The sequence below is a fragment of the Halomonas sp. SCS19 genome (assembly GCF_040147015.1).
GTDB lineage: Bacteria > Pseudomonadota > Gammaproteobacteria > Pseudomonadales > Halomonadaceae > Halomonas > Halomonas litopenaei.
Genome location: NZ_JAMSHN010000001.1, coordinates 3,109,152 through 3,122,760, shown reverse-complemented (window position 1 = coordinate 3,122,760; position 13,609 = coordinate 3,109,152). Strand labels below are relative to the sequence as shown.

General features: G+C 62.7%; 11 protein-coding genes. 2 read left to right on the top strand and 9 right to left on the bottom strand.

Annotation, left to right across the window (positions count from 1 at the left end; genetic code table 11):
• Positions 1-108: 108 nt before the first annotated feature.
• The 3 genes from NFH97_RS13630 to uraH form a co-directional block, all read right to left on the bottom strand.
• A complete protein-coding gene (locus NFH97_RS13630; RefSeq protein ID WP_349624950.1) occupies positions 109-843 on the bottom strand; it encodes a GntR family transcriptional regulator in 735 nt (244 codons plus the stop codon).
• Positions 844-953: 110 nt separating this feature from the next.
• Entirely contained in the window at positions 954-2,186 is a 1,233-nt protein-coding gene (locus NFH97_RS13625; RefSeq protein WP_045991738.1) for a urate hydroxylase PuuD, read from the bottom strand.
• Positions 2,187-2,263: 77 nt separating this feature from the next.
• The gene (gene uraH / locus NFH97_RS13620; RefSeq protein WP_349624949.1) at positions 2,264-2,617 is read right to left on the bottom strand and encodes a hydroxyisourate hydrolase; all 354 of its coding nucleotides are present in this window, start codon (positions 2,615-2,617) and stop codon (positions 2,264-2,266) included.
• Between the two features lie 438 nt (positions 2,618-3,055).
• Here uraH and uraD point away from each other — a divergent pair, with 438 nt between their 5' ends.
• Entirely contained in the window at positions 3,056-3,574 is a 519-nt protein-coding gene (gene uraD / locus NFH97_RS13615; RefSeq protein WP_253553131.1) for a 2-oxo-4-hydroxy-4-carboxy-5-ureidoimidazoline decarboxylase, read from the top strand.
• A 710-nt stretch (positions 3,575-4,284) separates the two neighbouring features.
• Here uraD and NFH97_RS13610 read toward each other — a convergent pair.
• The 3 genes from NFH97_RS13610 to NFH97_RS13600 form a co-directional block, all read right to left on the bottom strand.
• Positions 4,285-4,641 carry a hypothetical protein gene (locus tag NFH97_RS13610; RefSeq protein ID WP_045991735.1) on the bottom strand — a complete coding sequence of 119 codons (357 nt, stop codon included), beginning with the start codon at positions 4,639-4,641 and terminating at the stop codon, positions 4,285-4,287.
• Between the two features lie 227 nt (positions 4,642-4,868).
• Complete coding sequence (locus NFH97_RS13605) at positions 4,869-5,075, bottom strand: hypothetical protein (protein ID WP_348826990.1); 207 nt, start codon at positions 5,073-5,075, stop codon at positions 4,869-4,871.
• 357 nt (positions 5,076-5,432) lie between these two features.
• On the bottom strand, positions 5,433-6,146 hold the full coding sequence (locus NFH97_RS13600; RefSeq protein ID WP_108132429.1) for a glutathione S-transferase N-terminal domain-containing protein: 714 nt from the start codon (positions 6,144-6,146) through the stop codon (positions 5,433-5,435).
• Positions 6,147-6,503: 357 nt separating this feature from the next.
• Between NFH97_RS13600 and NFH97_RS13595 the strand changes: the two genes are divergently transcribed.
• Positions 6,504-8,207 carry an L-lactate permease gene (locus NFH97_RS13595; RefSeq protein ID WP_108132428.1) on the top strand — a complete coding sequence of 568 codons (1,704 nt, stop codon included), beginning with the start codon at positions 6,504-6,506 and terminating at the stop codon, positions 8,205-8,207.
• 617 nt (positions 8,208-8,824) lie between these two features.
• Here NFH97_RS13595 and NFH97_RS13590 read toward each other — a convergent pair.
• From NFH97_RS13590 to NFH97_RS13580, 3 genes are all read right to left on the bottom strand, one after another.
• Complete coding sequence (locus NFH97_RS13590) at positions 8,825-9,349, bottom strand: gamma carbonic anhydrase family protein (protein WP_045991732.1); 525 nt, start codon at positions 9,347-9,349, stop codon at positions 8,825-8,827.
• 88 nt (positions 9,350-9,437) lie between these two features.
• Entirely contained in the window at positions 9,438-10,466 is a 1,029-nt protein-coding gene (ltaE, locus tag NFH97_RS13585; protein WP_045991731.1) for a low-specificity L-threonine aldolase, read from the bottom strand.
• 101 nt (positions 10,467-10,567) lie between these two features.
• The gene (locus tag NFH97_RS13580; RefSeq protein ID WP_349622927.1) at positions 10,568-13,576 is read right to left on the bottom strand and encodes an FAD-binding and (Fe-S)-binding domain-containing protein; all 3,009 of its coding nucleotides are present in this window, start codon (positions 13,574-13,576) and stop codon (positions 10,568-10,570) included.
• Positions 13,577-13,609: the final 33 nt, after the last annotated feature.

The window sequence follows — 13,609 nt, the reverse complement described above, 5'->3', positions numbered from 1 at the left end:
GAGCGTCCTCGAGCAGCTCTCAGCAACCAGCAACCAGCAACAAGACTCCCGGCGATCGCCGGGAGCCTTGTCGTTTCGGAGCCAGGCATTCTAGAGACGCGGTGAGCGTCAGGGCGCAAAGATATCGAACAGGTTGGGCGCCTCGTCCTCTTCCTCGACGATCGACAACGAGGCCTCGATGGCCTTGAGGTGGCGGCCCATGAAGGCGGCGGCGCGCTCGCCCTTGCCGTCGTCCAGGTACTGGATCAGATCCTGATGGTCGTGTGACTCGCAGCCCAGGTGCCCGGCGTTGCCGTAGACGGCCAGAATCAGCGAACTGCGCGAACACAGGCGCTCGACGAAATCCGCCAGGGTGCGGTTGCCGGAGACCCGGGCCAGGTAGGTGTGGAAGTCGGCGGATAGACGAATCGCGACGCTCTGCTCACCACTTCGCAATGCTTCCCGCTCACGCTGAGCCATGTCCTTGAGCGTGACGATGTCATCCTGGGTGATGCGCCTGGCAATATCCGACATCAGCCCGCACTCGACCATCTGGCGGGCGTCGAACACATCCTTGGCTTCGTCAGCGGTAGGACGCGTCACGCTGGCGCCACGGCGTGGCGTCAGGGTGACGAGCTGCTCCAGCGCCAGGCGCTGCAGGATCTTGCGAATGCCGGTACGACTGACCCCGAACACCTCGGACAGGGCATCCTCGCGCAAACGTGCGCCCGGCTTGAGCCGGTGCTCGATGATGGCGTCGCTGATCGAGCGATGAATGGCCTCGTGACGCTCGGCGCCGTCACCGTTCTTGCCCTGTCTGGGGGCCGGTGAGGCGGGGGGCGAAGGCTTCACGCGCTGATTCATCGACACTGTCCTCGGATGCAATATATCCCCATTGTATACGAGATATACCGACAAGAAAGAACCGCAGTTCCCCGCATCCCGCCGGGGCAACTGCGGCTCATCCTGGTCCTCTATTCGCCCCAGTTGGCGACCAGAGCACGCTCCTCGTCGGTCATCTGGGTCAGGTTGCCAAGCGGCATATAGCCGCTGGCGACCACCTGCTGGATCGCGGCCTTCTGCTGTTCGACCTGCGCCTCGGTTTCAAGCGCCACACCGGCGGGCGGAGCGGTGAATCCGGCGTGGGCGGGCTGGGCGGCGTGGCAGCTGACACAGCGCTCCTGCATGACAGCATGCACCTGGGCCAACGGGGAAGCGTCGGATGCAACCGGTGCACTGCTGCCGCTGTTGGCGTTGTCGGCGGCCGGACTGGTCGTCAGGCTCGGAGCCCCCACCGCGAAGGCCACCAGAATCAGCGCCACCCCGGCTGCCGGGTAGCTCGGCTTGTGCTGACCGCTGTGCATCAGCACGAAGTACTGGCGAATCAGGGCGCCGGCAAAGATCAAGAGCGCCATGATCACCCAGGCCCAGTCGCTGGTATAGGCGAAGGAATAGTGGTTGCTGATCATCAGCAGCACCACCGGCAGGGTGAAGTAGGTGTTGTGCACGGAGCGCTGCTTGCCGCGCTTGCCATCCAGGGGGTTGGGCGTCTCGCCCGCCTTCATCGCCTTCACCATGCGGCGCTGACCCGGAATGATCCAGAAGAAGACGTTGGCGGACATGGCGGTGGCCATGACGGCACCGGTCAGCAGGAAGGCGGCACGTCCGGCGAAGATATGCACGCTGAGGTAGGCCACCACCACCATCATGACGGCGACACCCAGGCTCAAGAGGCCATCGCGCTCCATGTTGGGACTGACACGCTTGCACATCTCGTTGTAGACGACCCAGCCACCGAGCAGGAACAGCAGAGCCACCACATTGGCCTGCCAGCCGGACAGATTGGCGGCCCACTCCCAGGGACTCTGGGGGTTGACCAGGTAGAAACTGGGGTTGGCCATGTACAGAATCACGAACAGCGCAAAACCGGACAGCCAGGTGGTATAGGCCTTCCAGAAGGACCAGTGCAGATCGTCCGGCAGCTTGGCCGGCGCCGTGGCGTATTTCTGATTGTGGTAGAAGCCGCCCCCGTGGACCGCCCACATTTCGCCGAACACACCCTTGCCGCGGTCTTCTTCGTCCTTGGGGGTCTTCAACGAGTTGTCCAGCATGACAAAGTAGATCGACTCGCCTATCCAGGCGATGGCCGCGATGACATGCAGCCAGCGCAGCAGAAAATTGCTCACGTCCAACAGGTACGATGACATGGCCCTATCTCGACTTCAGTTGTTGTTGGAAGGCAGTCAGTATCGATGGCTGCCTGGTTGATCGTGCTCGATGACGCTCAGCTTCCGCGGTAGGTGGAGTAGCTATAAGGCGACAGCAAGAGCGGCACATGGTAGTGCTCACTGGCATCCGCCACGCCGAATCTCAGGGGAATCCGATCGAGGAAACGCGGCTCCGAGGCCTCGACACCCAGGGCGCGCAGATAGTCACCGGCGTGAAACAGCAGTTCGTACTCTCCTTCGACGAAGTCGTCGCCTTCGAGGATCGGGCTATCGCAGCGACCGTCATCGTTGGTCTTCGTCTCCCCGAGGCGCTGACGTTCGTCGCCAAGGATGCGAAAGAGCTCAATACGAATCCCCTGGCCTGGGCGGCCAAGCGCGGTATCCAGTACATGGGTGGTCAGGCGTCCCATAAGTGTCCTCCCCTCTCGCGGGTCATCAGCGGGTCGATCAGCGGGTCAATGTATCCAGTCCTGGACTGGCTAAAGTGAATCACTGATATGGAGCATCATCGTCTCTCGTCACACCTGGCCAGAGGCTTTCGCCGGTCGTGGCTTGCAGCAACACGAAGATGACTTCAGCGATGCCGGCATGGCGGAACCAGTGCATGGTGGTGTGGAACCATGACAACATACATCATTGACCGAATTAAGAGTACATTTCAAACTATTTTTTGTATACAGTTTGAGCATGCATAGCTGCCTGGTGTTTGCCGACAGCAACAAAGGCTCGACCGACCTCTTGCCGTCTGCGCCTACGCCCGCTGCCAACAAGGTGTGACCGACACCAATGAGTCATCAGAGCTATGCTCGTCCCCATCTACCTTGCCGTCATGACAGGAGCCACTCCCCATGCCTAGCCTCACCCAACGCCCCAGCCAGATGGACAAGACCCAATTCGTGACCACCTACGGAGATGTCTTCGAGCACTCACCCTGGGTGGCGGAGCGTGCCTTCGATCGTGGCCTGAACGAGCAGCATGACGACCCGGTACGTCTTGCCGAGCACATGGGCCAGGTCCTCAGCGACGCCTCCCCGGAGGAACAGCTGCAGGTCATCCGGGCGCACCCTGATCTTGCCGGCAAGGCTGCCGCCGCAGGCGAGTTGACCAACGACTCCACCCGCGAGCAGGCCGGGGCCGGGCTGGACCAGTGCACCCCGGAGGAGCTGGAGCGCTTCACCCGCCTCAACGATAGCTACAAGGCGCGTTTTGGTATTCCCTTCATCATGGCGGTCAAGGGCGGCAATCGGCACACCATCCTCGCCGCCTTCGAACAGCGCCTGAACAACTCAGCCGAGCAGGAAAGGCAGGAAGCCGTGGTGCAGATCAATCGGATCGCTCGGTTCCGACTGGAAGATCGCGCAAGCTGAAGCTGCAAGCACACAAAAACGGCCGGTCACCTGGTGACCGGCCGCCAAACCCTACGTCGATGACCAGAGGCCTTGGCGCTCTCGTCATCCTGAAATCGTCACGCTTTTCGCGTCCGGGCTGGTTGTGGACGAACGGCCCCATGTGGATGGCGGCCTACCAGACCCTTTCACGTGGTGCCCATCGGCCACGTTCAGCGAACCACCGAGTCATGCTCTGGACCCTGCCAGCTGCACGACAGTAGAGTTGCGCTACCTCACTTATGGGGCTCGTCGCTCTCGCTTGAGTTGCACTACCTCATCTCATGACCATGCTGAAACTGCACCCAAGGCGGGACCATTACGCTCGTGCCCACCTTTCCGCGACTTGCGCAGCGCCTGTCGCTCGGGGCCTGGCACCCTTTTTTACTGCTTTATTTCTGACTAATCTCTTTTTAGCTAATTTCGTTTTAGCTAATTTCCTGCTAGCTAAACGCTTGCTGGTGACGTTCCTGCTGGCTCCATTCTTCTTTTTTGATATCTCTGCTTGAGCCTGCCGGTGTCATCATCGACTGTCGACGTCGGTTTCTCCGGACCATATCGCCGAGCCATGAATCCGGCCATGTATCCGGGCCGTGTCTCCGAGCCATGTCTCCGGGCAAATTTCTCACCGATGACGCTAGCCGATGTCTCCGACCGACGCCCCTGGCGTCCAGAACGTACCAGCTTCGCCACTACTCCTTGGCCGAATCCAGCGCTTCCTTGGCCACTCCCTGACACTTTTCCTGGTACTCCTTGCTCAACTTGAGCAACGTCTCGCTCTCCTCGCGCAGGCTCTCTCCGATCACCGACAGGGTTTCCTGCTGGGACTGGCTGGCGTTCTTCAGACTTTCGGCATCGCGCACTTCGCACCAGGACCGGGCCTGTGCGATACCTGCCTTCATGGCGGAGTCCATAGTCTTGAAACGCACATCCAGCATCTTCTGGGAATATTCCAGCGTCAGCAGGCTCCCCTCACGCCACGGACTCAACAATTTGTCCATGGAGGGGATCATGTTTTCCATTGTCGGCATTGCCTTGTTCTCGCTCATGTTGGTACTCCCTATAGGTATGCCAGCACGCTCGGCCCACGGGCAGCCTGATCGCCGTAACAACGACGAGACGAGGCAGCCTGGCAGTATCTTGTGCTGCACCGGTTACATATCGTCTTCAAACGAGCACAGAATCGTCTCGCATGTGAAGACTAGAACGCACCTTGCTGCACCGCAACATCATATAAGGCATATACGAGCCACTAATTACACTAACGCGGGTATAGTCACCCAGCATTCTCAGCATCTACCCAGCGGCGCACCATTCGCACCATAGCAGTAGATGATTGACGCTCTGATGACAGCAGCGGCGCCAGCTCCAGAAGCACAATAAACACGCTTTTGTAAGAAATAACGACAAATACAATCGCCAATAACGACGGTTGCCGATAGAGACAATCGACAGCAGCGACAATCGACAGCTTCGTCATCAAGCACAGAACCGCTGTTTCGCCATTTCCGACGGACCACCGGGGCAACTTGCACGCAGATTCACCAGCTCGGTACAGCTACCGCAGCGTTGTCCGATGCCCTTCCAAAAGATATCTGGAAGATTAGCCAAGACGAGGGCCCTTGCCGGCGATCCTCTAAAGCCATGATCGACATGCGGTAATAACCGTGGGGTCATGATCGCAGCAGACTAAAGGCGAAGGCTTACCGAAGGAAACTGAGGAGGGAGGCGCATCGAGGAGTCGAGAGCAGAGAGCAGAGAGCAGAGAGCAGAGAGCAAAGAGCAAAGAGCAAAGAGCGAGACGACGATATCAGGGCGTCGCCTCGCTCGGCAGCAAGGATCAGGCGCGATAGGCGCCTTCGATATCACAGATGCGCACGGCGTTGCGGCCGACACCGCCATTGGCATCAAGCATCCGCTCGATCCAGGCGTAGACCGGATCGGCATTGGACACCAGATCCGCTGTGGACACCGAACGCGCCCACATGAAGTTGGCAAACACCAGGTAGTCCGCCGCACCGGGCGCATCGCCATCGATGAAGTCGCTTCCCGACAGCTGGCCACGCAGGGGCTCCAGGGCGCTATCGAGCTGGCTGAGCCCCTTGGCCGGAGAATGGAACTGCTCCAGCGTCATGCCCAGGCGTTTTTCACGAGTGGTGCGGAAGTAGTCGCGGTCCTTGGGATGGATGGCGTTCATCAGGTCCATCACGATGGTGCGCAGGATCGGCAACTGCAGGGCGCGCTCGCTGTAGTGCTTGAAAAAGCGGGCGCGGGATTCGGCCAAGGGACCGCCAAGCAGCGTCGGGGCCTCAGGGTAGGCACGATCCAGGTAACGCAGGATCTCGAAACTGTCGGTGATCACTTCGTCGCCATCGATCAGCACCGGGACCTTGTCATGGTCCGTGAATTCGAGCTTTTCCTTTTCGGTAAAGCACCAGGGCCGCGCCTCCACCTCGAGCCCCTTGTGGGCGATGGCCAGCTTGGCTCGCCAGCAGAAGGGAGAAAAACGCAGTGACTCATCGATGCCACACAGGTCGTACATCACCAGGGCCATGCCAGATACCTCTAGAAGGGGAATGTCTGCCGATAGTGCCATCAACCGCCCACCTCGCCAACGCCATGATTTCCTGAGGGATGGAGACAAACCTGTCCATTAGTCTAAGAAACTAGCCTCGTTCGCACCCGCCTCCAGCGTCTTTGTCGACTCTAACCTACTGTTAAACAATAAATTTGAAGAATGATCGGACGAGGAGTCATCAGCGCTGTATTGGTCTGACCAATATCCCAGTCTAGAACGATTTCGCTAGTCGGCTTATCGTGCCGCCTTGTCCGAGCCTTACCCCGGCGTGAGACCGCCAACTTCGACACAACGGATATTACAAACAAGGACACGACAAGAGACCCCAACACCATGACCGACACCACTCTAGCCTTGATAGCCTTTGTGCCGCTCATACTGGCCGGCATCCTGCTGATCGGCATGCGCATGGCCGCCAAGGTCGCCATGCCCATCGTCTTTCTGGTCACCGCGCTGATTGCCCTGGTGGCCTGGGACATGACCTTCACACGGGTCCTGGCCTCGACCCTGCAAGGATTGATCCTGACCGTGGCGATCCTGTGGATCATCTTCGGCGCCATCCTGCTGCTCAACACCCTGAAGCACTCCGGCGGTATCGCCGCCATTCGCAATGGCTTCTCCGGCATCAGCCCGGACCGCCGCGTCCAGGCGATCATCGTGGCCTGGCTGTTCGGCTGCTTCATCGAGGGCGCCTCGGGCTTCGGCACGCCGGCGGCGGTGGCCGCCCCGCTGATGGTCGCGCTGGGCTTCCCGGCACTTGCCGCTGTGGTGGTGGGCATGATGATCCAGTCCACTCCGGTGTCCTTCGGCGCTGTCGGCACCCCCATCGTGGTCGGTGTCGCCGGTGGCCTGGACAGGGTCGGCATCACCGAGACGCTGGAAGCCGGTGGCTCCACCTGGATGGAGTACTTCCGCCTGATTGCCGGAGAAGTCGCGCTGGTGCATGCCGTGGTCGGTGTGCTGATGCCGCTGATCATGGTCAGCGTCATGGTGCGCTTCTTCGGTGCCAACCGCTCCTGGAAGGAAGGCCTGGCGATTGCTCCCTTCGCGATCTTCGCAGGCGTCGCCTTCGTGGTGCCCTACGCCCTGGCTGGAGTCTTCCTGGGCCCCGAATTCCCGTCGATGATCGGCGCCATGGTAGGCCTTGCCATCGTGGTCCCGGCCGCCCGTCGCGGTTTCCTGATTCCCGAAAAGAGCTGGGACTTCCCGGAAAGTGACAGCTGGCCTGCCCACTGGATCGGCAAGCTCAGCATCAAGGCCGACGAGGTCGTGGGCCGCGCACCGATGAGCACCTTCATGGGCTGGCTGCCCTACGTGCTGCTGGCGGTACTGCTGGTGGCGTCACGTACCATCGAGCCGTTCAAGCAGGCACTGACCTCGGTAAGCCTGGGCTTCAGCGACATCCTGGGTGAGGCCGGTATCTCCGGCAGCCTGCAGCCACTCTACCTGCCCGGCGGAATCCTGCTGATGGTGGTGCTGATCACCGCTCTGATGCATCGCATGAACGGCAATCAGCTCAAGGCGGCCTTCAGTGAATCCAGCCGTACCCTGCTGGGCGCCGGCTTCGTGCTGGTGTTCACCATCCCCATGGTGCGCATTCTGATCAACTCCGGCGTCAACGGCGCGGATCTGGCCTCCATGCCGGTGGCCATGGCCACCGCGGTGGCCAACGGTGTCGGCGACATCTATCCGCTGTTCGCTCCTGCCGTCGGCGCGCTGGGTGCCTTCATCGCCGGCTCCAACACCGTGTCCAACCTGATGCTGGCAGACTTCCAGTTCAACGTGGCCCAGCAACTCGGTGTGTCCACCGCGCTGATGGTGGCGCTTCAGGCCGTCGGCGCCGCCGCCGGCAACATGATCGCCATCCACAACGTGGTAGCCGCCTCGGCCACCGTGGGCCTGCTGGGACGCGAGGGCATCACCATTCGCAAGACTATCCTGCCGACCATCTACTATGTGCTCGCGGCGGGGCTGATCGGGCTGGTGGCGATGCAGGTCGTCGGTATCTCCGACCCGCTGATGGGGCTGTTGCAGTAGGCACTACGCCAAGCCAGGCGCCACCTGGCTGACCGACAAGGGGGTGTCATCGACGATGACACCCCCTTCTTGTTGGCGACAGGCGCCACCTTTGCTCGAGAACTGCGCCACTCTAAGCACAGTTCGACTACCTCTGTGCCGATATGGCGACCCTTATACCCTGCGCCTAGAGTTAATTCAGTGCAGTACGCACGTGCAGCATTCTTGCTTTCAGGTTCACAGGCAAGGCGCGTTGTCTGCGTACTGACCAGGGGATGGCTCTTCGTGAGCGCCCACGCACGCATGGCCTCGACAAGGGCCACGACTCTCGACCAGGGGAAATTCAGATGTCCTATCTGCTGCTTGCCATGATCACCGTGATCGCCGTCGTGGTGATTACCAACGGCGCGAGATCCTCGGAATCCATGCTGTTGCTGAGGCACAAGGCTCCCGGTCCACACAGGGTCAAGCGGCACAGAAGGCCGACCCGACGACATCTCTAGGCCGGGGACGCTGCTCCCTCCAGGGTGATGACGAGTTGCCCACAGACCACAGACAGCGCGGCGAAGTGTCCGTGGCCTCTTGCGAAGGGGGGCCAGGCGCTGTCCGAAACGTCGAAGAGCGCAGGCTCTGATGACCTAGCCGATGCGAGCCAGCCGGGTACGATGTAGCCGCGCCTTGGTCACGTAGCCCTCGGCATTGGTCTTGAGTGCGGCGATGGCCTTGTCGTCCAGTTGCCGGATCACCTTGCCCGGCGAGCCGACGACAAGGCTGTTGTCGGGGATCTCGGCGCCTTCCTTGACCAGCGCCCCTGCCCCGATCAGGCAGTTCTTGCCGATCACCGCGCCGTTGAGCACCACCGCCTGGATGCCGATCAACGAGCCCTCGCCCACGGTGCAGCCATGCAACATCGCCTGGTGCCCCACCGTGACGCCCGGTCCCACCGACAGCGGGTAGCCGGGGTCGGCATGCAGCACGGCGCCATCCTGGATATTACTGCCTTCACGCACTTCAAGTGATTCGGTGTCGCCCCTGAGTACCGCCTGGTACCAGATGCTGGCGTCTTCATGGATTTTCACCTGGCCGATGACCTCGGCGCTCTCGGCGACGAAGACGGTGCGATGAATATGGGGGGAATGGTTACCCAGACGATAGATGGCCATGGCCCGCTCCTGACGAGGTTATCCTTGTGGATGGGGGGCGCTGGGCGCCCACCCTGCCTATATAGTGGACGCTGTTTCCAAACTCTGCCTACTCCGTTATCGGTTCCTGTGCGAGAGAGGCAAAGTACGCTGCGATCTCCGTCGCCACTCGGCGTACATCCGACTCGCTGACCCCCAGATGGGTCACCAGGCGGGTGCGCGGCCTCACCGCGATCAAGATGCCACGCTCGGCAAGAAAGCCCTCCAGTGCGGCGCAGTGAGGAGCCGGCACGTCGAGAAAGACCATGTTGGTGGCCTGACCTGCCACCCCGATGCCTTCAATACCACCCAGCCACTCGGCGAGCTGGCGGGCATGACGGTGGTCGTCGGCCAGTCGCTCCACATGGTGATGCAAGGCATGCCGGCAGGCCGCCGCCAGCAGCCCCGACTGGCGCATGCCGCCTCCCAGCGTCTTGCGCCAGCGACGGGCCGCGGCGATAAAGCGCTCGCCGCCGACCAGCAACGAGCCCACCGGCGCGCCCAGCCCCTTGGAAAAGCACAGCGATACAGAATCGAAACCGGCACACAGCTCCGCCAGCGACTTGCCGGTGGCGACGCTGGCGTTGAACAGGCGGGCGCCATCGAGGTGACAGGCCAGGCCTCTCTCGGCGGCAAGGCCGGTCACCTCCTGCACATAGTCCTGGGGCAATACCCGGCCCTGAAAGGTATTTTCCAGTGCGATCAGTCGGGTTCGCGCATGATGGATATCGTCTCCCTTGATGGCCTCGGCGATATCCTCCAGCGCCATGCGTCCATCTGCCTGCTGGGCCAGGGGCTGGGGCTGGATGCCGCCAAGGACAGCGGCACCGCCGCCTTCATCGCGATAGATGTGCGAGCGTTGCCCGGCGATCACTTCGTCGCCACGCGCGCAGTGGACCAGCATGGCGGTCAGATTGCTCTGGGTGCCGGAGGGAAAGAAGGCCGCCGCGGCGAAGCCCGCGCGATCGGCCACCTCAGCCTCGAAGGCGGCGACGCTGGGGTCATCACCCCAGACGTCATCGCCCACCGGAGCGATGGCCATGGCATCACGCATGGCCTCGGTCGGTTGGGTCACGGTATCGCTGCGTAGGTCGATCATGGCGCTCTCCTTGTTCGCGCTGCCCTTTCCCCGAGTATGCCAGTTCGGCCTTCACCTGAGGACTGCCCTCACGCGCATTGGCCCCCTGCCCTCCCGACGACTCAGGCCAGCGCCTCGGCCAGCACCCTGGCGACATGACGCGCCTCACGTGCGGCACCGTCACGAATCTGGTGACGACAGCTGGTGCCGTCGGCCACGATCAGCGCATCCTCGGCGTCGCGCACCGCCGGCAGCAACGAGAGTTCCGCCATCTGCATGGAGGCCTCATAGTGCTCACGCTCGTAGCCGAAACTACCGGCCATGCCGCAGCACGACGACTGGATGGTCTCCACCTCGAGCTCGGGAATCCAGGACAGCACCTGCTGCACCGGCGTCAGGGCATCGAACGCCTTCTGGTGACAGTGGCCGTGGAGCAGCGCCCGCGACACCGGTAGCGCCTCGAGCGAAAGCTCCAGCCTGCCGGCATCTTTCTCGCGCACCAGAAATTCCTCGAACAACAGGCTCGCCTCGGCCAGTCGCTTGGCGGGCTCGCCCAGGCCGAAGCCCAGGAACTCGTCGCGCAGGGTCAGCAGGCAGGATGGCTCGAGCCCGACCACGGCAAGCCCTTTCTCCACGTGGGGGGTCAGCGCCGCCAGGGTCCGCTCGGCCTCCGCCCGGGCCCGATCGACCTGACCGCTGGCCAGGTAGGTACGCCCACAGCACAGCGGACGACGATCCGCAGCGCTCGCCAGGATCACCCGGTAACCCGCGGCTTGAAGCACGCGCATGGCGGCCTCGGCGTTGTCGGCTTCCATATAGTTGTTGAAGGTGTCGACGAACAGCACCACCTCCTTCATCGCCTGGTCGGCAACGGCCGGTCGCTCGCCCTGTCGGGCCCGCCCCAGGTAGTCGTCGGTGACGCGTGGCAGCGCGCGCTCCTCGGCCAGCCCCAGCGCCCGCTTCAACGGTGAGGCCAACCAGGGCGTGCCGTCGATGGCCTTCACCAAGGGTGACAGGCGTCGCAGCACCGGTGCGCGCCTGGGCAGGTCACCGATCAGTCGCTCGCGCAGCGACACACCTTCCTTGGCGACCCGTGCCGCCCGGGCCTCGATCTTGATCCGCGCCATATCGACGCCGGTGGGACAGTCACGTTTGCAGCCCTTGCAGGAAACGCACAGGTCGAGCGCCTCCTTGACCTCGTCGCTGGCCAGGCCGTCGCGACCGAGCTGGCCGGACAACACCAGACGCAGGGTATTGGCGCGGCCGCGGGTCAGGTGCTTCTCGTCGCGGGTGATGCGATAGCTAGGACACATGGTGCCGGCGTCGAACTTGCGGCAGTGGCCGTTGTTGTTGCACATCTCCACTGCGCTGGCGAGGCCGCCGGTGACATCGCGGCCGCTACCCGGTGGGGTCTGCTCGCCGTTCAAGGGATCTCGCTCGACGTTCCAGGGCGACCAGTCCAGCACCGGCGTCAGTTCGATGCGCTGGTACTCCCCGGGAAAGCGGAAAAGCCGCGAGTCGTCCATCTTCGGGGTATCGACGATCTTGCCGGGGTTGAGCAGGTTGTCCGGATCGAACAGCCCCTTGACCTCGCGGAAGGCGTCGTTGAGTGTCTCGCCAAACTGCCAGGCCACCCACTCGCCGCGACAGATGCCGTCGCCGTGCTCACCGGAGTAGGCGCCCTTGTAGGCCTTGACCAGTGCCGAGGCCTCCTCGGCGATGGCGCGCATCTTCTCGGCGCCGTCCCGGCGCATGTCGAGAATCGGGCGCACGTGCAGGGTGCCGACGCTGGCGTGGGCGTACCAGGTGCCCTCGGTGCCGTGACGATGGAACACCTCGGTAAGCTTGTCGGTGTACTCGGCCAGATGCTCGAGCGGCACCGCACAGTCCTCGATGAAGGACACCGGCTTGCCGTCGCCCTTCATGCTCATCATGATGTTGAGTCCCGCCTTGCGCACGTCCCACAGCGCCTTCTGGGCCTTGGGTTCGGGCATGTCGACGACACAGTCCGGCAACCCCAGGTCGGCCATCAGCTCGTTCAACCGGGCCAGGCTCGCCAGCAGCTCGTCGCGATTCTCGCCGGCGAATTCCACCAGCAGCACCGCCTCGGGCTTGCCGATCAGGGCCTTCTCGATCACCGGACGGAAGGACGGATTCTCCAGCGACAGCGCGATCATGGTCTGATCGACCAGCTCCACCGCCGTCGGTGACAGGGTCACGATGTGCTGGGTCAGGTCCATGGCCTGATAGAAGGTGGGGAAGTTCACCACCCCCAGCACCTTGTGCTGCGGCAGAGGTGACAGCTTCAGGGTCAACTGGCGGGTCAGCGCCAGGGTGCCCTCGGACCCCACCAGCAGATGGGCCAGGTTGGCGCGACCGTCGGCCTCATAGGGCAGCGGGTTCTGACAGTCGAACAGATCGAGGTTGTAGCCCGCCACCCGCCTGAGCACCTTGGGATAGTGCTCGCGGATGCGCTCGCCTTCACGCCGGGCGATGGCCTCGACCTGCTCGGCCAGCCGCGCCGCCCGGGAACCGGCGGCCAGCTCGCCGACCAGACCGAGGTGCACCTTCTCGCCGTCGGCCAGCAGGACGTCCAGTGCCTGGACGTTATGCACCATGTTGCCGTAGTGGATCGAGCGCGAGCCGCAGGAGTTGTTGCCGGCCATGCCGCCCAGGGTGCACTGGGCGCTGGTGGAAACATCCACCGGGAACCACAGGCCATGGGGCTTGAGCCAGGCGTTGAGGTGATCGAGCACGATGCCGGGCTCGACCACCACCGTGCGCGCCTCCTTGTCGAAGGACACCACACCGTTCAGATGGCGGCTGGCGTCGATCACCAGCGCCTCTCCCACCGTCTGGCCGCACTGGCTGGTGCCGCCACCCCGAGGCAGCACCGGAATGCCTTCCCCACGAGCGATCTCCAGGGCCGTGGCCAGATCATCCTGATGGCGCGGGATCACCACGCCCACCGGGGTGATCTGATAGATCGAGGCGTCGGTGGAATAACGGCCGCGACTGGCGGCGTCGAACAGCACCTCGCCCTGGATTTCCCTGGCCAGGCGCGCGGCAAAGTCCGGCAGCGGCTGGATCCGTGCATCCCGCCCCTTGGCGGCAGACGTCAACGAGTTCATCACCCTCTCCTTGATAACCCTGGGTAGACCGTC

Bases quoted from the DNA above. Each gene is read 5' to 3' on its own strand.
- uraD (WP_253553131.1), top strand. From the start codon at position 3,056: ATGCCTAGCCTCACCCAACGCCCCAGCCAGATGGACAAGACCCAATTC.
- NFH97_RS13600 (WP_108132429.1), bottom strand. From the start codon at position 6,146: ATGGCCCTGGTGATGTACGACCTGTGTGGCATCGATGAGTCACTGCGT.
- uraH (WP_349624949.1), bottom strand. From the start codon at position 2,617: ATGGGACGCCTGACCACCCATGTACTGGATACCGCGCTTGGCCGCCCA.
- NFH97_RS13590 (WP_045991732.1), bottom strand. From the start codon at position 9,349: ATGGCCATCTATCGTCTGGGTAACCATTCCCCCCATATTCATCGCACC.
- NFH97_RS13595 (WP_108132428.1), top strand. From the start codon at position 6,504: ATGACCGACACCACTCTAGCCTTGATAGCCTTTGTGCCGCTCATACTG.
- NFH97_RS13625 (WP_045991738.1), bottom strand. From the start codon at position 2,186: ATGTCATCGTACCTGTTGGACGTGAGCAATTTTCTGCTGCGCTGGCTG.
- NFH97_RS13630 (WP_349624950.1), bottom strand. From the start codon at position 843: ATGAATCAGCGCGTGAAGCCTTCGCCCCCCGCCTCACCGGCCCCCAGA.
- NFH97_RS13580 (WP_349622927.1), bottom strand. From the start codon at position 13,576: ATGAACTCGTTGACGTCTGCCGCCAAGGGGCGGGATGCACGGATCCAG.
- NFH97_RS13610 (WP_045991735.1), bottom strand. From the start codon at position 4,641: ATGAGCGAGAACAAGGCAATGCCGACAATGGAAAACATGATCCCCTCC.
- ltaE (WP_045991731.1), bottom strand. From the start codon at position 10,466: ATGATCGACCTACGCAGCGATACCGTGACCCAACCGACCGAGGCCATG.